Annotated in this window: 15 protein-coding genes and 2 tRNA genes; 10 read left to right on the top strand and 7 right to left on the bottom strand. The window is 65.3% G+C overall.

The genetic code is table 11. The features are described 5' to 3' along the window. Positions 1-82 precede the first annotated feature (82 nt). The 7 genes from pstS (at position 83) to phoR (ending at position 6,938) form a co-directional block, all read left to right on the top strand. Positions 83-1,114, top strand: a complete 1,032-nt coding sequence (pstS, locus tag KHO18_RS19915; protein ID WP_144201753.1) for a phosphate ABC transporter substrate-binding protein PstS — start codon at positions 83-85, stop codon at positions 1,112-1,114. A gap of 140 nt (positions 1,115-1,254) precedes the next feature. After that, complete coding sequence (gene pstC, locus KHO18_RS19910) at positions 1,255-2,220, top strand: phosphate ABC transporter permease PstC (RefSeq protein WP_092289793.1); 966 nt, start codon at positions 1,255-1,257, stop codon at positions 2,218-2,220. Further along, the gene (gene pstA / locus KHO18_RS19905; protein WP_144201751.1) at positions 2,217-3,119 is read left to right on the top strand and encodes a phosphate ABC transporter permease PstA; all 903 of its coding nucleotides are present in this window, start codon (positions 2,217-2,219) and stop codon (positions 3,117-3,119) included. Before pstC ends, pstA begins: the two co-directional genes overlap by 4 nt. A gap of 46 nt (positions 3,120-3,165) precedes the next feature. Further along, on the top strand, positions 3,166-3,954 hold the full coding sequence (gene pstB / locus KHO18_RS19900; protein WP_092289789.1) for a phosphate ABC transporter ATP-binding protein PstB: 789 nt from the start codon (positions 3,166-3,168) through the stop codon (positions 3,952-3,954). A 35-nt stretch (positions 3,955-3,989) separates the two neighbouring features. Continuing rightward, positions 3,990-4,694 (top strand): phosphate signaling complex protein PhoU, encoded by a 705-nt coding sequence (phoU, locus tag KHO18_RS19895; RefSeq protein ID WP_144201750.1) that lies wholly within the window; start codon positions 3,990-3,992, stop codon positions 4,692-4,694. Between the two features lie 35 nt (positions 4,695-4,729). After that, entirely contained in the window at positions 4,730-5,437 is a 708-nt protein-coding gene (phoB, locus tag KHO18_RS19890; protein WP_130389766.1) for a phosphate regulon transcriptional regulator PhoB, read from the top strand. Between the two features lie 154 nt (positions 5,438-5,591). Beyond that, on the top strand, positions 5,592-6,938 hold the full coding sequence (gene phoR, locus KHO18_RS19885) for a phosphate regulon sensor histidine kinase PhoR (RefSeq protein ID WP_144201748.1): 1,347 nt from the start codon (positions 5,592-5,594) through the stop codon (positions 6,936-6,938). A gap of 60 nt (positions 6,939-6,998) precedes the next feature. Here the strand turns inward: phoR and ppk1 are convergent, their stop codons facing one another. Then, entirely contained in the window at positions 6,999-9,119 is a 2,121-nt protein-coding gene (gene ppk1 / locus KHO18_RS19880; protein ID WP_144201746.1) for a polyphosphate kinase 1, read from the bottom strand. Between the two features lie 132 nt (positions 9,120-9,251). Between ppk1 and ppx the strand changes: the two genes are divergently transcribed. After that, complete coding sequence (ppx, locus tag KHO18_RS19875) at positions 9,252-10,784, top strand: exopolyphosphatase (protein ID WP_211943748.1); 1,533 nt, start codon at positions 9,252-9,254, stop codon at positions 10,782-10,784. 117 nt (positions 10,785-10,901) lie between these two features. Here the strand turns inward: ppx and KHO18_RS19870 are convergent, their stop codons facing one another. The 4 genes from KHO18_RS19870 to KHO18_RS19855 all read right to left on the bottom strand — a co-directional run bounded on the left by KHO18_RS19870 (position 10,902) and on the right by KHO18_RS19855 (position 13,331). Next, complete coding sequence (locus tag KHO18_RS19870) at positions 10,902-11,753, bottom strand: GNAT family N-acetyltransferase (protein WP_211943747.1); 852 nt, start codon at positions 11,751-11,753, stop codon at positions 10,902-10,904. 236 nt (positions 11,754-11,989) lie between these two features. Next, on the bottom strand, positions 11,990-12,466 hold the full coding sequence (locus tag KHO18_RS19865; protein WP_144201740.1) for a SixA phosphatase family protein: 477 nt from the start codon (positions 12,464-12,466) through the stop codon (positions 11,990-11,992). Positions 12,467-12,645: 179 nt separating this feature from the next. Next, positions 12,646-12,867: a translation initiation factor IF-1 gene (infA, locus tag KHO18_RS19860; RefSeq protein ID WP_008641674.1), complete on the bottom strand. Its 222-nt coding sequence runs from the start codon at positions 12,865-12,867 to the stop codon at positions 12,646-12,648. A gap of 387 nt (positions 12,868-13,254) precedes the next feature. Then, positions 13,255-13,331, bottom strand: a tRNA-Pro gene (locus KHO18_RS19855). 437 nt (positions 13,332-13,768) lie between these two features. On the opposite strand from KHO18_RS19855, the gene KHO18_RS19850 reads away from it, so the two are divergent. Both KHO18_RS19850 and KHO18_RS19845 read left to right on the top strand, forming a co-directional pair. Continuing rightward, complete coding sequence (locus tag KHO18_RS19850; protein ID WP_211943746.1) at positions 13,769-15,016, top strand: GGDEF domain-containing protein; 1,248 nt, start codon at positions 13,769-13,771, stop codon at positions 15,014-15,016. 64 nt (positions 15,017-15,080) lie between these two features. Beyond that, a tRNA-Arg gene (locus KHO18_RS19845) sits at positions 15,081-15,157 on the top strand. Positions 15,158-15,175: 18 nt separating this feature from the next. On the opposite strand, the gene KHO18_RS19840 is transcribed toward KHO18_RS19845, so the two are convergent. Further along, complete coding sequence (locus KHO18_RS19840) at positions 15,176-15,487, bottom strand: hypothetical protein (RefSeq protein WP_211943745.1); 312 nt, start codon at positions 15,485-15,487, stop codon at positions 15,176-15,178. Positions 15,488-15,492: 5 nt separating this feature from the next. Further along, positions 15,493-17,157, bottom strand: a complete 1,665-nt coding sequence (locus KHO18_RS19835; RefSeq protein WP_244844927.1) for a M30 family zinc metallopeptidase — start codon at positions 17,155-17,157, stop codon at positions 15,493-15,495. Between the last annotated feature and the right edge of the window lie 49 nt (positions 17,158-17,206).

The raw sequence follows: 17,206 nt of genomic DNA, 5'->3' as shown, positions 1-17,206 counted from the left end.
TTGTCACGGATCTGTCATACAGAAAGCATAAAGTTCGGATGTCAAAAATTTGTCATTCCCAACCATGTTCTCTGGAGGACATATGAAGCTGGTCAAGACTGCCGTGGCAGGCATCGTTTCGATGGTAGTGATGGGTACTGCGTTCGCGGCGGAAATTACCGGTGCAGGCGCTTCGTTCCCGGCGCCCGTGTATTCCAAATGGGCAGACGCCTACCAAAAAGCTACGGGTAACAAGGTCAACTATCAATCCATCGGTTCGTCGGGCGGCATCAAGCAGATTGGCGCCAAGACGGTCGATTTCGGCGCATCGGACGCCCCGCTGAAGGACGAGGAACTGGCCAAGCAAGGCCTGGTGCAGTTCCCGACCGTGATCGGCGGCGTGGTGCCGGTGATCAACCTGCAAGGCGTGAAGCCGGGCGACCTCACCATCACCGGTGAAGTGCTCGCCAACATCTACCTGGGCAAGATCAAGAAGTGGGACGATCCCGCGATCAAGGCCCTGAACCCGAAGGTCCAGCTGCCGAGCCAGGACATCCTGCCGGTGCGTCGCGCCGATGGCTCGGGCACCACGTTCATCTTCACGAACTACCTGTCGAAGGTCAGCCCCGACTGGAAGAACTCGGTGGGCGAAGGCACCACGGTCAACTGGCCGGGCGGCGGCACGGGCGGGAAGGGTAACGAAGGCGTGGCCGCCTTCGTGCAGCGCCTGAACGGTGCCATCGGCTACGTGGAGTACGCGTACGCCAAGCAGAACAAGATGACCCACCTGAACATGAAGAATGCCTCGGGTGAAGTGGTGCAGCCGGGCGACGACGCCTTCAAGGCCGCCGCCGCCGGTGCGGACTGGAGCAAGACGTACTACCAGATCCTGACCAACCAGCAAGGCAAGACCGCCTGGCCGATCGCTGGCGCCACGTTCATCCTGGTGCACAAGAACCAGGAAAAGGCCGCGCAAGGCACTGAAGTGCTGAAGTTCTTCGACTGGGCCTACAAGAGCGGCGCCAACATGGCCGCTGACCTGGACTACGTGCCGCTGCCGGAATCGGTCGTGAACCAGATCCGCACGACCTGGAAGACCAGCGTCAAGGACGCGTCGGGCAAGGCGCTGTACTAAGCTGCTGTACTGACGGCACGGGCAGGGCGCGAGGATCCACGGGATCGCGTGCCCTGTCATCCGCAGGGCTGGCCGGCCCGCCCAGGTAATCCAACTGAGGCGGGCCGTGCCGCTTGCATCCACGCACTCCATATCCCACCATGGCCACTACGCCCGATCTCCCCGCCGTCCGGCCCCCCAGCCGCATGGGCGACATCCTGTTCGGCGGCCTGACGCGCGGCGCCGCCATCGTGACGCTGCTGCTGCTGGGCGGCATCATCGTCTCCCTGGCGTTCAGCGCCTGGCCCTCGATCCAGAAATTCGGCATCTCGTTCCTGTGGAACGCCGAATGGGATCCGCCCGCCGACGTCTACGGCGCCCTGGTCCCCATTTACGGCACGCTGATCACCTCGATCATCGCGCTCATCATCGCTGTGCCGGTCAGCTTCGGCATCGCCCTGTTCCTGACCGAGCTGTCGCCCGCCTGGCTGCGCCGGCCGCTTGGCACCGCCATCGAGCTGCTTGCCGCCGTGCCCTCCATCGTCTACGGCATGTGGGGCCTGCTCGTGTTCTCGCCCATCTTCGGCGAGTACTTCCAGCGGCCGCTGGCCAATACGATTGGCCAGGTACCCGTGATCGGCAAGCTGTTCCAGGGTGCGCCGCTGGGGATCGGCCTGCTGTGCGCGGGCGTGATCCTGGCGATCATGATCATCCCGTACATCGCCTCGGTGATGCGCGACGTGTTCGAAGTGACCCCGGTGCTGCTGAAGGAATCGGCGTACGGCGTGGGCTGCACCACCTGGGAGGTGATGTGGCGCGTGGTGCTGCCGTACACCCGGGCCGGCGTGATCGGTGGCGTGATGCTCGGCCTGGGCCGCGCGCTCGGCGAGACCATGGCCGTGACCTTCGTGATCGGCAACACCAACCTGCTGGACAACGTCTCGCTGTTCTCGCCCGGCAACTCCATCACCTCGGCGCTGGCGAACGAGTTCGCCGAAGCCGGCGCCGGCCTGCACACGGCCGCGCTGATGGAACTGGGCCTGATCCTGTTCTTCATTACCTTCGTGGTGCTGGCGCTGTCCAAAGTGCTGCTGCTGCGCCTTGCCAAGAATGAGGGGGGCAAATGAACCAAGCCAGCCAAACCGTGTCTGCCACGCAGATCCCGGCCGTTCGCCCCGATGCGGACGCCGTGCGCACCCGGCTGCAGGCTTCGCGCCGGCGCATGAACGTCTACGCGCTGACCGCGTCGCTCGCGGCCATGCTCTTCGGCCTGTTCTGGCTCGCGTGGATTCTCTGGACCACCATCTCGCTGGGCGTGGGCGGCCTGTCGCTCGACCTGTTCACCCAGATGACCCCGGCGCCCAACACCGCCGGTGGCGGCCTGGCCAACGCCATCTTCGGCAGCTTCGTGATGGTGGGCGTGGCCACGCTGTTCGGCACGCCGCTGGGCATCCTGGCCGGCATCTACCTGGCCGAGTATGGCCAGAAGTCCCCGCTGGCCAGCCTGATCCGCTTTATCAACGACATCCTGCTGTCGGCGCCGTCCATCGTGATCGGCCTGTTCGTCTATGCGCTGGTGGTGACGCGCATGGGGCACTTCTCGGGCTGGGCCGGCATCTGTGCGCTGGCGCTGCTGCAGATTCCCATCGTGGTCCGCACCACCGAGAACATGCTGAACCTGGTGCCGAACGCGCTGCGCGAGGCCGCCGTGGCCCTGGGCACGCCGAAGTGGAAGATGGTGATGGCGATCACGGTCAAGTCGTCGTATGCGGGCATCGTCACCGGCGTGCTGCTGGCCGTGGCCCGTATCGCCGGCGAGACCGCGCCGCTGCTGTTCACCGCGCTGTCCAACCAGTTCTGGACCAGCGACCTGAACAAGCCGATGGCCAACCTGCCGGTGACGATCTTCCGCTTCGCGATGAGCCCGTTCACCGAATGGCAGCAACTGGCCTGGGCCGGTGTGTTCCTGATTACCATCGGTGTGCTCGCGCTGAATATCGTCGCGCGCATGCTGTTCAAGAAATAAGCCGGCGCCACGTGCCCCGATCATCGAATTCCAGCGAGACACGAGCATGACCTCTACCGTCATCGACATTCCCGACACCGTGCGCGCCAAGATCGACGTGCGGAACCTGAACTTCTACTACGGTCAGTTCCACGCGCTGAAGCACATCAACATGTCCATCCCGGACCGCAAGGTGACCGCGTTCATCGGCCCGTCCGGCTGCGGCAAGTCCACGCTGCTGCGCACCTTCAACAAGATGTTCGCGCTGTACCCGGAGCAACGGGCCGAGGGCGAGATCAACATGGACGGCGAGAACCTGCTGGCCAGCAAGCAGGACATCGCGCTGCTGCGCGCCAAGGTGGGCATGGTGTTCCAGAAGCCCACGCCGTTCCCGATGTCGATCTATGACAACATCGCCTTCGGGGTGCGCCTGTTCGAGAAGCTCTCGCGCTCCGAAATGGACGACCGCGTGGAGTGGGCGCTCTCGAAGGCTGCGCTGTGGAACGAGGCCAAGGACAAGCTGCACCAGTCGGGCTACGGCCTCTCGGGCGGCCAGCAGCAGCGCCTGTGCATCGCGCGCGGCATCGCCATCCGTCCGGAAGTGCTGCTGCTCGACGAACCGTGCTCGGCGCTGGACCCGATCTCCACCGGCCGCATCGAGGAACTGATTGCCGAACTCAAGGACGAGTACACGGTGGTCATCGTTACCCACAACATGCAGCAGGCCGCGCGCTGCTCGGACTACACCGCCTACATGTACCTGGGCGAGCTGATCGAGTTCGGCGAGACCGAGAAGATCTTCATCAAGCCGCACCGCAAGGAAACCGAGGATTACATCACCGGCCGCTTCGGCTGATCGCAGACCTTCCACGCCCCGGCCAGGAGAACATCATGACTGACAAGCACCTGTCGACCCAGTTCGACGCCGACCTCAACGCGATCAACACCAAGCTGCTGCAGATGGGCGGGCTGGTCGAGTCGCAGATCGAGCTCGCCATGCGCGCGCTGGCGGACTTCGACGCCGATCTGGCTGACCAGGTCATCGCCCGCGAGCAGCAGCTCAACGCGCTGGAAGTGGAGATCGACGCGGACTGCAACAACATCATCGCGCGCCGGCAGCCCACCGCGCGCGACCTGCGCCTGGTGATGGCCATCTCGAAGACCATCACCAACCTGGAGCGCGCCGGCGACGAGGCCGAGAAGGTGGCCAAGCGCACCAAGCACATCATGGAAGACGCGGCGGCGCACAATATCAACTACTCCGAGGTGAAGCTGTCGGGGGAGATGGCCATCACGCTGCTGCGCCAGGCGCTGGATGCCTTCGCCCGGCTGGACACCGTGGCGGCCGCGCGCATCGTCAAGGACGACAAGGCCATCGACGATGAATTCCGCGCCTTCGTGCGCAAGCTGATCACCTACATGATGGAAGACCCGCGCTCGATTTCGGTGGCGCTGGACTTCCTGTTCATCGCCAAGGCGATCGAACGAATCGGCGATCATGCCAAGAATATTGCAGAATTCATCATCTACATCGTCAAGGGGACGGACGTGCGTCATACCTCGCGCGAGGATATGGAGCGCGAAGCGCTGAGCTGACCCTGGCGGCAAGACTGAGAGCGGAGAAAACATACATGCCAAGCAGTATTCTCGTTGTCGAAGACGAACCGGCGATTGCGGAACTGATCGCCGTCAACCTGCAGCACGCGGGGCACTATCCAATCCGAGCGTACAACGCCGAACAGGCGCTGTCGCTGATGAGCGATGTCCTGCCAGACCTCGTGTTGCTGGACTGGATGCTTCCGGGCAAGTCGGGCGCGACCTTCGCCAAGGAGTTGCGTACCAACGACCGCACCAAGCAGATTCCCATCATCATGCTCACCGCCCGCAGCGAGGAGCAGGACAAGGTGATGGGGCTCGAGGCTGGCGCGGATGACTACGTGACCAAGCCGTTCTCGCCCAAGGAGTTGCTGGCCCGCATCAAGGCCGTGCTGCGCCGCCGTGCGCCGCAACTGACCGACGACGTGGTGGCCATCAACGGCCTGCGGCTGGACCCGGCCACGCATCGTGTGACCGGTCAGGACGACACCGGCCCGATCAAGCTCGACCTCGGTCCGACCGAGTTCCGTTTGCTGCATTTCCTGATGACCCATCCGGAGCGTGTGCACAGTCGGTCACAATTGCTCGATCAGGTCTGGGGCGACCACGTGTTCGTGGAAGAGCGGACGGTAGACGTGCACATCAAGCGCCTGCGCGCCGCGCTGACGCCCGGGGGCTACAGCAATATGATCGAGACGGTACGCGGCAGCGGGTATCGGCTGGCACGCTCGCCGAGCCACTGATCCGCCGGCCGCCAGATCCTGGCAAGTCTGGCGCGGAGCAGCAGTAAGAGGGGCCGCGCCGGCACCATCGCCACGGCGGAATCGTGGCACACTCCGTCGCAATGACTGCGGTCGACCCGGCATCCGGCCGGCCGCCTGACTCCACATCCCTCTCATGAATGTCATCTGGGCCCGATCTGCGGCCATCCTCGTCAGCCTGGCGGTCATCGCCGCCGGTCTGTACGTCTTTGTGGGGCCGGTAGCCGGCCTGACCTTCCTTTGTATCGCGCTGTTCCTGCAGCTTTGCTACTACCTGTTCCAGATCAACCGGCTGTGGAAGGTGCTCGACGCCCCCGCCTATGGCGAAATCCCGAGCGCGCTGGGGCTCTGGGGCGAGGTCTATTACCGGCTGCATCGGCTGGTCAAGCGCTGGCGCACGCAGGTGCTCCAGGTGGAGCAGCAGCACACGCGCTTTATCCAGGCCATCCAGGCATCGCCGTACGGTGTGCTGATGCTGGACGACGCCGACCAGATCGAATGGTGCAACGGCGTGGCCGAGCAGCATTTCGGCCTGAACGCGCGGCGCGATGTGCGCCAGCGCATCACGCACCTGATCCGCCGCCCCGAGTTCATCCAGTATCTGACCCGAGAACGCTACGACGAACCGCTGGTCATGCGCGACATGGGCGAGCACAAGCGCAACATCACCTCTGTCCAGATCCTTCCTTACGGCGAGAGCCGCAAGCTCGTGCTGACGCAGGACATCACCAAGGTGGAAAACACCGAAGCCATGCGGCGCGATTTCGTGGCCAATGTGTCGCATGAATTGAAGACGCCGCTGACCGTGCTTACCGGCTTCCTGGAGACGGTGCGCGACCTGCCGGTGTCCGAGGAAGACCGCAGGCGCTACGTGGACCTGATGCTGGTGCAGTCGATGCGCATGCAGCGCATTGTCGAAGACCTGCTGGCGCTGGCCAAACTGGAGAGCGATGTGCAGCCGCCGACACAGGACCGCGTACACGTGGGTGCGCTGGCGGCCCACCTCGTGCACGATGCGGAGGCGCTGTCGCAGGGCCGCCACCAGATCGCTGCGGAGATCGACGCAGGTGTGGTGCTGCGCGGGGCGGAGAGCGAGCTGTTGTCGGCGCTGGGCAATCTGGTGTCGAACGCGGTGCGCTACACGCCGGACGGCGGGCGGATTGCGATCCGGCTGAGCTATACCGACGGGCATTCGGTGTTTTCGGTCAGCGATACGGGGCTGGGCATTGCACCCGAGCACATCCCGCGCCTGACCGAGCGGTTCTACCGCGTGGACCGCAGCCGCTCTCGCGACACGGGCGGTACCGGTCTGGGACTGGCCATCGTCAAGCACGTCCTGTCGCGCCACCATGCGGACCTGCGCGTGACCAGCGAGGTCGGGCGCGGCAGCACCTTCCGGATCGTCTTCCCGACGGACCGCAGCGGCTATGAGCCGGCGGCCGTGGCACCGCAACTGCCGGACCCGCGCCGCCACGCGGCGTAACACAGGGTCACGGCAAATCGCCCCCTCCCGCACGCGGGAAGGGGCGAATCGGCGAACCTCTCAGTTCCCGAACATCCTCAGCAGTTCCGCCTGGCTCACGAGCTGCCGCTTGGCCACCGAGCGCTTGCGCACGTACTGGCCGTCCGGCTGCATGAGCCACGCCGACGCGTTGTCGCGCAGGTGCACCTGCAGGCTTTCCTTGATCACGCGCGCCTTCAGCGTGCGATCCAGCACCGGGAAGGCCACCTCCACGCGGCGGAACAGGTTGCGATCCATCCAGTCGGCGCTCGACAGGTAGAGCACGTCCTCGCCATCGGCACGGAAGTAGTAGACCCGATGGTGCTCCAGGAAGCGGCCTACCACCGACCGCACGGTGATGTTGTCCGACATCCCCGGCACGCCCGGCCGCAGCGCGCACACGCCGCGCACGATCAGGTCGATCTTCACGCCGGCGCGCGACGCCTTGTAGAGTTCGTCGATGATCGACGGCTCCAGCAGCGCATTCATCTTGGCGATGATGCGCGCCCGCTTGCCCGCCCGCGCATTGCGCGCCTCCGCGCGGATATGCTCCACGAGGTTGCTGTGCATCGTGAACGGCGACTGCCAGAGGTGGTTCAGCCGGATCGTGCCCGCGGTGCCGGTGAGCAGCTGGAACACGTGGTGCACGTCTTCGCAGACCTTCTCGTTGGCGGTCAGCAGGCCGAAGTCCGTGTACAACCGGGCGGTGCGCGGATGGTAGTTGCCGGTGCCCAGGTGGGCATAGCGGCGCAGGGTCACCTGCTTGGCCTTCGGACCGGCTGCCTCGCGCCGCACGATCAGCAGCATCTTGGCGTGGCACTTGTGGCCCACCACGCCGTAGACCACGTGGGCGCCGGCGGACTCGAGCCGCTCTGCCCAGTTGATGTTGGTCTCCTCGTCGAAGCGCGCCAGCAGCTCCACCACCACCGTGACTTCCTTGCCATTGCGTGCGGCGGTCATCAGCGCTTCCATGACCGCCGACTCGTTGCCGGTGCGGTACACGGTCTGCTTGATCGCCACGACATTCGGGTCGGCCGCGGCGAGTTGCAGCAGGTCGAGCACGGAGGTGAAGCTCTCGTACGGATGGTGCAGGAGCACATCCTGCTGGCGGATCACGTCGAACATGCCCAGTCCGGCCTGGAGCGGCTTGACCGGCGCCGGCACGTGCGGCGGGTATTTGAGGGCAGGGCGGTCGACCAGATCGGGAATCTGCATCAGCCGCACCAGGTTCACCGGGCCGCTCACGCGGTACAGGTCCTGCTCGGTCAGGCCCGATTCCAGCAGCAGCCGGCGCGAGAGCGCGGGCGGAGTATCGGACGAGACCTCGAGCCGCACCGTATCGCCGAAATGCCGGGCCGGCAACTCGCCCTGGAGCGCCTCGCGCAGGTCGGTGATGTCGTCTTCGGAGACGAACAGGTCGGAATTGCGGGTGACGCGGAACTGATAGCAGCCCTCCACGTCGATGGCGGGGAACAGTTCATGCACGAACGCCTGCATGAATGAGGACAGCATCACAAAGCCATATGGGTAGCCGGACAGCTTCTCCGGCATGCGCACCACGCGTGGCAGCGCGCGCGGCGCCTGCACGATGGCGAGGTCGGCGTCGCGGCCGAAGGCGTCCTTGCCGGACAGTTCGACCACGAAGTTCAGGCTCTTGTTGAGCACGCGCGGAAACGGATGCGCGGGATCCAGCGCGATCGGCGTCAGCACTGGACCAAGCTCGCGCGTGAAGAAGTCGCGCGCCCATTGGCGCTGGTCGTCGGTCCAGGTGTTGGTCAGGTGAAAAAACACGCCTTCCTGCTCGAGCGCGGGGAAGATCACGTTCTGCAGCATGTCATACTGCGAGGCCACAAGCCGCTGTGTGCGCTCCGTGACGAGCTGATAGGTCTGGAGGAAGGAGAGACCATCGGGCGTCAGGCCCGATGCGTTATCGCGCATCTGCTCCTTCAGCCCCGCCATGCGGATTTCAAAAAACTCGTCCAGATTGCTGGAGACGATGCAGATGAACTTCAGCCTTTCCAGCAGCGGTACGTTGGGGTCGGCGGCTTGCGCCAGCACGCGCGCATTGAATTCCAGAATGCCAAGCTCGCGGTTCAGCAGCGTGCCGGGCGGCGTCGTCATCATGTGTAGAACCTTATTTTGGCGATGTGGCGACTTTTTCATAGAATCGTGTCAATTTGATGACACTTTGATTTTGTCATGATGTGGACATGACAAGGACATAATCTTACGCGTTTGGCCGGTTTGCGCGTTTCTTGCCAAACTTGCACCGATCCTGCGCTACTTACGCACGCAATGACACAGAATCCCCGCCTGCTGGCCGCCGTCGACATGGGTTCCAACAGCTTCCGCCTGATGATCGGGCGGGTGGACGAGACGCCCACGGCCTCCGGCCCCGCCAGCCAGATCTTCCAGGTGGATGCCCTGCGCGAGCCCGTGCGGCTTGCTGCCGGCCTCACGCCTGACAAATACCTTGACCAGCCCGCCCGGCGGCGTGGCATCGACGCGCTGCGCCGCTTTGGCGACCGCCTGCGCGACTTCTCGCCCGAGCACGTGCGCGCCGTGGCCACCAACACGCTGCGCGTGGCCAAGAATGCGTCCGAATTCCTGATCGAGGCGGAAAGTGCGCTCGGCTTCCCCATTGAAGTGATCGCCGGGCGCGAAGAGGCGCGGCTGATCTACCTCGGCGCCTCGCATGACGCGCCGGCCTGCCAGGGCAATCGGCTGGTGGTCGACATCGGCGGCGGTTCCACCGAGTTCATCATTGGCAGCGGCTATCAGTCCAAGCTGATGGAAAGCCTTTATATCGGATGCGTGTCGCACAGTCGCCAGTTCTTTCCCAGCGGCAACGTGGATGAATACGCGTTCAAGCAGGCCGAGCTGGCCGCGCGGCGCGAGATCCAGGTGCTGGTGCGCCAGTATCGGGCGGCGGGCTGGCAGCAGGCGGTGGGATCATCCGGCACGGCGCGTGCGCTGGCCGAGTTGATCGAACTGAACGGCATGAACGACAACCCGGCCGAGCATGGCATCACGCGCGAGGGCCTGGAGCGGCTCAAGCGCGCGCTGATCAAGGCCGAGAACGCCAATCGCGTGAAGCTTGCCGGCCTCAAGGCCGACCGCATCCCGGTACTGCCGGGCGGTCTGTCGATCATGCTGGGCGTGTTCGCCGAACTCGACGTGGACCGGATGGACGTGACCGACGGCGCGCTACGGCTGGGCGTGCTGTACGACCTGCTCGGCCGTAGCCACCACGAGGACATGCGCACGGTCACCGTCGACCAGTTCATGCGCCGCTACGGCGTGGACCGCGCGCAGGCCAGCCGGGTAGGGCTGGCCGCGCGCGAACTGCTCGCCCAGTTCCCCGATCCGCCGAACGAGCGCCGCGACGACAACCTCGCCCTGCTGGGCTGGGCCGCGAGTCTGCACGAGATCGGCATGTCGATTTCGCATAGCGGCTATCACAAGCACTCGGCCTATATCGCCACGCATGCGGACATGCCGGGCTTCTCGAAAACCGACCAGGCACGGCTGGCGACGCTTCTGCTGGGCCATGCGGGCAAGCTGGGCAAGCTGTCCGGCAGCGGCAAGTTCGTCGACTGGCGCATGCTGTTCAGCCTGCGTCTGGCGTTTGTACTATGCCGGCGCCGTGCGGACGTGAAGCTGCCCGAGATCGAGGTCAGCCAGCGGTCGGATGCGCTCGATGAAGGTTTCGAGGTGCGGTTGCCCAAGGTGTGGATCGACGCGAACCCGCTCGTCGAGTACAGCCTCGCGCAGGAGTCCGACGAATGGGAGCGCGTGGGCAAGCGCTACAAGGTGGTGTACGTCTGATTCGTCAGGCGTTCGCGCAGCCAGCAAAAAAGGCGACCCCGTTTCCGGAGTCGCCTTTTTTCATGCCGATGAAATGTGCCGTTTCGATCGGGGAGCCGACAGGCTTCGGTCGCGGACTCAGCCGCGGTTGAGGCCCAGGAAATGGCGGGCGTAGCGCGGGTTCATGTCGCTCACGCGCAGCAGCGTCAGGAAGTCGGCCACGTTGAAGTCGGGGTCCCACGCCGGCTCGCCGCAGATCTTCGCGCCCAGGCGCAGATAGCCCTTGATCAGTGCCGGCGGTTCCACGTCGAGCGACTGGTTCAGGTTTTCCACCGGCAGGCGCGTGCGCGGGAACGCGTGGTACTCGATCGGTGCCAGGAACTTCTCTGCGAACAGACGATGAAGGCTGGCCGCGTAGTGGCCGCCGTCGCTCATCGGCACGCTGGCGCAGCCGAGCATCGACTCGAGGTTGTAGCGTTGCAGGTATTCGCCCAGCCCGGCCCAGAGCGCCATGATGACGCTGCCCGAGCGGTAGTCGCGGTGCACGCACGAGCGGCCCAGCTCCAGCATCTTGGGGCGCAGGTGCGCCAGGCGCACGAGGTCGAATTCGGATTCGGCGTACAGGCAGCCGACGCGCTTGGCCTGGTGCGGGGGCAGCACGCGGTAGGTGCCCACCACGCGCAGCGTTTCCTGGTCGCGCACGATCAGGTGGTCGCAGTAGGCGTCGAACATGTCGACATCGGTGCCAGTGGACGACGACTGGAGCCGCGCGCCCATTTCTTCGGCGAAGACCTTGTAGCGCAGGCGCTGCGCCTCGGCTACTTCGTCCTGGTGACGTGCCCACGCCACACTGAAAGCAGGCGCTGGAGCTTGTGTATGGGTTTGGTGCTGTGCTGGCTGACGAGGAAGACGGCTCCGCGCCGACTGACCGGAGCGGCCAGTGGGCAGAGCGTCAAACAGCGGCTGGGTAGGCGTCGGAAGGTCGCGCATGTATGTCCTTTCGGTGACGAAACGGCTTCGAAACAATGTAGAGAGGGCCGGTGACAGTGCCGTGAAGCAGCGATGACGCTTCCATGACGTCCCTCTTCCAGGGAGGCGCATTACCGACTCTAGCCAGCGGCCTTTCGTACCGCCATCGTCGTTATCCGAAAAAAAGACAGGTATTGCAGTTTGAGGTACATGCCTCGGAATTGCGGCAGATCCATTGCGGACCTGCGTGCATCGTCCTAGAGAAAATCGGGACCGGTGACGGCGCGCAGGACAACCTGGGCCTCGGTGTCGCGCGTGCGCGCAGACAGCCACCAGATGCCGCTCTTCTTCACGCTCCAGTTGATTTCGTGGCCCGCCAGCAACAGGCTGGCCAGGCGGCCAATCCATGGCTGGTGGCCCACCACCACGGTGTGCTCGTGGCCCTGCGGCCAGTCGATCGCGGCGAGGATGGCGCTGACATCGGCGCCCGGCGCGAGGTCCGGCATGACTTCCACCTTGCGACTGAGTGCGCCGGCCGTCTCGCGCGTGCGCAGGGCCGGGCTGCAGACCACGCGATGATCGGCGGGCAGATGGGCACGCAGCCATGCGGCGGAGGCCTCGGCCTGTTTGCGGCCGCGCCGCGTGAGGGGGCGTTGCAGGTCGGCGCTGCGCGAGAGGCTGAGGGGGGCAGGCAGGTCCTCGGCTTCGGCGTGGCGCCACAGGATCAGATTCATGTCGGCAGGTATTCGTTGTGCCTTGAGTATGGTGAAGCGGGTGGCCGGAGGCAAGACGCGGGATGCGCGTCGTCAAACGAATCGCCGGAAACAAAACGGGCCGCCCGAAGGCAGCCCGTCAGTGTCGGCGGGGGCGATGTCAGCCGCGTGACAGCGGCGCTCGCCCAATCGGCGCGAACTCAGGATTTGTGGCGGAAATTGATGCGGCCCTTGGTCAGGTCGTAGGGCGACATTTCGAGGGTCACGCGGTCACCGGCCAGAATGCGGATACGGTGCTTCTGCATCTTGCCCGAGGCGTATGCCCAGATTTCCACGCCGTTTTCCAGCGTGACGCGATAACGGTTGTCGGGCAGGGCTTCCGACACCACGCCGCCAAATTCAATGAGTTCTTCCTTAGCCAATCTGTTTTCCTTTGCGGCAGCCCCGAGAGCTGCGTAAGTTTTTAGGGAATGCGTGTGAAGCACCCGACGAATGATGGATCGGGCTGGACCGTGCCGTGGCACGGCCCTGTGCGTCTCGGGACAGGCGGGCAAGGTGTTTCCGGGTCTGGCCGGCCGCGACATACCCCGAATCTGGGGGTGCGGCGCCGAAAAATCCAGTGTGCCTGGCGGCACGGACCCGGTTACAGGGCATGCTCAGATACCCCGGAACTGACGCGGGATTATAGCACGCCTGGCGTTGCAGCATGGCGCAGCCGCTGGCGCGGCGCCATGAAAAAAGGGCCTACGCCGAAGACGTAAGCCCTTGATTCCACAACTTGTTCTACTGCCTAAAACTGCCTGCAAAACTGGTCGGAGCGATAGGATTCGAACCTACGACCCTCTGATCCCAAATCAGATGCGCTACCAGGCTGCGCTACGCTCCGAAGCCGGCGATTCTAGCCCGGTACGGCTCGCGCGGTCAATCACGACGTGCAATGATCATTTCTGGTGCCAAAACGTGACGTAATCGGCGCTGCGCCCAACACCCCGCTTCAGCGGGGCGCTTTGGGCTTGACTTGGTTCCGGGCGCTGACATAATCCGCACACCGCAAAGGTCCGACCGGCGCATGTCGCCGGGATGCTGTTCCCATCCGGACCCGGTCCCGATTATCACAACAATGGTGCGCCAGCCGCCGCGAGCGACGCGAGCGGCGCGGCAGTGCCTGAGCCACGCCCCACCGGTGCCCTTGCGCCACCGGCTGCCCAGGGCGCCCGGAACCTGCGGAAACAAAACAGGACGGCCATCGCAGGCCGCAAACAGAAGGTGGTTTCCCGGTGCCGTGCGGAGCACCTGGCGATGCCTCGGTGAACGGGAAGGAAGATGTTTCAGTCGCAGGTGGTAGTGCTGATCGCAGGCCTGTTTGCGCTGCAGATGGCGGTCGTCTGTGCCGTATTGCGGCGCGCGCCGGGGATGGAGCGTAGCGGGCTGACCTCGTGGGCGTTGGGGGACCTGATTGTCACGCTCGCGGTGGTGCTGCTGGCGGCCCATGCGTGGCGCGCCGAATGGCCGCTCCACGGCTTGCCCGAGCTGGCGCTGAGCGTGGGATTGTCGATGATGGTCTATGGCACACGCCATTTCGTCGGCAGGCCGGGTCGGGGCAGGGTGCTGGCCATCGCCAACCTGCCGGCCCTGGTCGCCGTGGGGGCTCATGCGGCCAGCCACCTTGCGCCGGCCTCGCTGCCGGAGTCGGCGTCGCTCGGGGTGTCGCTCTCGCTGGCCGCTTCCTGTATACACATACTGCTGTCGCTCGAGATCATCCGCATCACGGCGCCGTGCGTGTCGGAGAAGCGTGGCACCGGGCGGCTGGCTGCGCTGTGCCTCTGTTTCGTGGCGCTGGCCTGCGCTGCGCTGGCAGGCATGCAGGTGCTGCCGATGCTGGAGGCGCTGGGCCAGACGCGCCCGCGCACGCCGGTCGATGCCGATGGTGGCGTCACGGTCTGGTTCGTGTTCGGGGTGGTGGGGTTGTCGGTCAGCTTCGCGCTGATGGCGCACGATCGGCTGCGCCGGATGCTGGAGCGTCGCGCGCGGCACGACGACCTGACTGATGTGCTCTCGCGCGGCGCGTTCTGGGAGGAGCTCGAGCTGGCCTGCAAGCAGGCAGAACGCACGCGCCAGTCGTTCACCGTGGCGTTCATCGACCTCGATCACTTCAAGGCGATCAACGACCTGTATGGCCACCTGGCCGGCGACAGCGTACTGCGCCACTTCGCCGGGCTGCTGCGCAAGGCCGCGCCGCCGGGGGCGGTGCTGGGGCGACTGGGTGGTGAGGAATTTGCCATCGTCCTGCCCGATACCGGGATGGAAGCGGGCCGTGCAGTGAGCCTGCGGCTGAACGCGATCGTGCGCGGCGCGCCGTGCCCCTCGGAACCGGACCCGATTGCCTATACCGTCAGTATCGGCATGGCCGAGCGGCAGGCTGGCGAAAACGCCGATGCCGTCATGCGCCGTGCCGACCGTGCGCTCTACGACGCCAAGCAGATGGGCCGCAACTGCGTGTCGTCGCACGACAGCGGCGAGCCGGTCGGCATGCCGCGCCGGCCCCGCGTGCGCGAGCGCGAATCCACCTGATTTCGCGCGCGCGGTGGAGTAGAATGCTGGCCTTGCCGCCACGGCAAGGCTCGTGGCACCCCGGCCGCCCTTAGCTCAGTTGGATAGAGCACTCGCCTTCTAAGCGAGCGGTCAGAGGTTCGAATCCTCTAGGGCGGGCCAAGTCTTCATGCGGAAGGTTCACGGCGGCGCCGTGCTTTCCACCTCCAGGGCAGGCATCCAGGTTCCGGGTGCCGGCGCCCGTCGTACAGTCCCCGTGACCGTTGTCCGCCGGCCCACCAGTGGCCGAGCCAGCGCGATGCTGATCCCGGTCAACTCCCATATCGTCTGATCGTCCACCTGCAGCACGGCCATGGGGTGGGGCGCATTGCCGATGATCCGCACCTCGCCCGTGAGTGAGATGCGCGCGCCCAGCGCCGGGGGCGGTGTCGACCCGACGCAGGCCGCGAGGCAACCGGCTGCCGCCATGGCCAGAAGGCTGCGCTTTGTCACGCTCCTCATTGGATGACCACCGAAAGCGCGGTGCCGGGCGGCACGCTCACCCGTTCGCTATAGATACCGTGCAGCGCTGGCCTGGCGATGGGAATGCTCGCGTACGGCTGCAGTTGCGCCGGCACGGATTGCGTTAGCGCGCGGATCCCGGCCAGATTCTGCGGATCGATCAATGGCAGTCGGAGCGCACCGTCGATGCGCGCCGGAAAGCCGTAGCCAGCGGGGCTGTCGGCGGCCCGCATCAGCGATCCGGCTGTCGCCGAGAAGCGGCGGAACTGCTCGCCGAGCCCCGTGCCGGTGCTCTCCGCCCAAATCGCCGAGTCAAGGACTGCCAGGGAGTTCTCGCTGCTCACGTCGCGCAGCAGCCGCGAGAGGAATCCTGCGCCAAGCTGGCGATTGAGAAACCCGCCCAGCGAGCCCGACACCGAGTAGCTCTCGCACGTATCCCCGAACGGTTCCCACGTGGTCAGGCTGCAGTTGTACATGCCGTTGCGGATCCCGATGTAGTCGCGGAACCGGATATCGCGAATCTCGTTCATGGCCGGGTCGATGGCATGCCCGGCGAAGTCCTCCATCATCATCGCGGTGGCTTCGTCGAGCCAGGTATCGAACAGGTATTTCGGGCCGTGGCCGGCGCCCCGGCGGTAGAAGTTCTGCAAGTGCATGCCTTCATGCGCCATGGTGCTGGCGACTACCCTCACGGCAGCGTCATTCGCAGCGTACAGCAATTCCGAGTTCAGGAAGAAGCCCACCGCTTCGTTGCTATGGGGAAAGCCGGCACTGCGCCGGATCACGTCGCGTGCATAGAAATAGCCCATCAGCCGCGCGGATGGATTGTCGCTGGTCAGCTTGAGAATGACGATATCGAGCGGTTGACCGGTACCGGGGATCAAATCCGCGTACCCATGCGCGCCCCAGAGCGGCCCGCCCACGTGTGTCAGCAGGTCGTAGACCTTGCCCGGCCCCAGGAAACTGGCGGCAAGCGCGTCGATGGTGGCGTCACTGACCTTGGCAGGGCCGTGCTCGGTATTCTCGATCCAGAAGTTGACGGCCGTGCCATCACTGGCCTGTGACTGGCGCACCAGGGCCGCGGTGTGCGGCTGGTCTTGCGCGTCATGCCAGGTGCGGGTCTCGTTGAGCGTGGCCTGGCGCGGGGTGATCCGCGCCTCCCGCGCCTCCCGCGCCTCCCGCGCCGCCAGGGGGCGTGTGGCCGCCAGCCGGGCCCAGCCGTGGGCGTTGAATTCGCCGATGCGTCGCATGAGGGTGCTTTCCTCCCCATCGAGGCGCCAACTCTTGCCGATCGCCGACGCGGATGCCTTGGGCACCAGCGGCAGGGCCGGCATTGCCTGCGGCTCGGCGCCCTGGTTGGTGAAGACCAGCGTGACGTCGTGCCCGGAGAGCCCCCGGATATTGACCGGCACATCGACCGGGGCGGCGCTGGCATTCACATGCCGCCAGACCCCCACGTGGGTGCCGGCATACGTATTGGCGTCGACGGCGCCACAGCCGGTGCAAGCGACCGACAGCAGATCGGCCGAAGGCTGGGGAGCAGCCGGGGCGGGTGGATTGGGTGGGACAGGCGGCGCAGGGGGATGGTCGGACCCGCCATCGCCGCCGCACCCGCTAAGCCCGCCAACGATGCAGCACGCCAGGGCCAGCTTTTTCATCATGATCCTTTCCTCTTCGAGTTGGAAAGGAAGGTTTTTCCATGGGCCGCCT

Origin of the sequence: Cupriavidus campinensis (genome assembly GCF_905397395.1) — a bacterium.
Lineage (GTDB): Bacteria > Pseudomonadota > Gammaproteobacteria > Burkholderiales > Burkholderiaceae > Cupriavidus > Cupriavidus campinensis.
This window is presented reverse-complemented; position numbering and strand designations above follow the sequence as displayed.

What these genes read in the sequence shown, in the direction of transcription:
- KHO18_RS19835 (WP_244844927.1), bottom strand. Translation starts at nt 17,157, where the DNA reads ATGATGAAAAAGCTGGCCCTGGCGTGCTGCATCGTTGGCGGGCTTAGC.
- pstA (WP_144201751.1), top strand. Translation starts at nt 2,217, where the DNA reads ATGAACCAAGCCAGCCAAACCGTGTCTGCCACGCAGATCCCGGCCGTT.
- ppx (WP_211943748.1), top strand. Translation starts at nt 9,252, where the DNA reads ATGACACAGAATCCCCGCCTGCTGGCCGCCGTCGACATGGGTTCCAAC.
- pstC (WP_092289793.1), top strand. Translation starts at nt 1,255, where the DNA reads ATGGCCACTACGCCCGATCTCCCCGCCGTCCGGCCCCCCAGCCGCATG.
- pstS (WP_144201753.1), top strand. Translation starts at nt 83, where the DNA reads ATGAAGCTGGTCAAGACTGCCGTGGCAGGCATCGTTTCGATGGTAGTG.
- phoU (WP_144201750.1), top strand. Translation starts at nt 3,990, where the DNA reads ATGACTGACAAGCACCTGTCGACCCAGTTCGACGCCGACCTCAACGCG.
- KHO18_RS19850 (WP_211943746.1), top strand. Translation starts at nt 13,769, where the DNA reads ATGTTTCAGTCGCAGGTGGTAGTGCTGATCGCAGGCCTGTTTGCGCTG.
- KHO18_RS19870 (WP_211943747.1), bottom strand. Translation starts at nt 11,753, where the DNA reads ATGCGCGACCTTCCGACGCCTACCCAGCCGCTGTTTGACGCTCTGCCC.
- phoR (WP_144201748.1), top strand. Translation starts at nt 5,592, where the DNA reads ATGAATGTCATCTGGGCCCGATCTGCGGCCATCCTCGTCAGCCTGGCG.
- KHO18_RS19865 (WP_144201740.1), bottom strand. Translation starts at nt 12,466, where the DNA reads ATGAATCTGATCCTGTGGCGCCACGCCGAAGCCGAGGACCTGCCTGCC.
- phoB (WP_130389766.1), top strand. Translation starts at nt 4,730, where the DNA reads ATGCCAAGCAGTATTCTCGTTGTCGAAGACGAACCGGCGATTGCGGAA.
- pstB (WP_092289789.1), top strand. Translation starts at nt 3,166, where the DNA reads ATGACCTCTACCGTCATCGACATTCCCGACACCGTGCGCGCCAAGATC.
- ppk1 (WP_144201746.1), bottom strand. Translation starts at nt 9,119, where the DNA reads ATGAAAAAGTCGCCACATCGCCAAAATAAGGTTCTACACATGATGACG.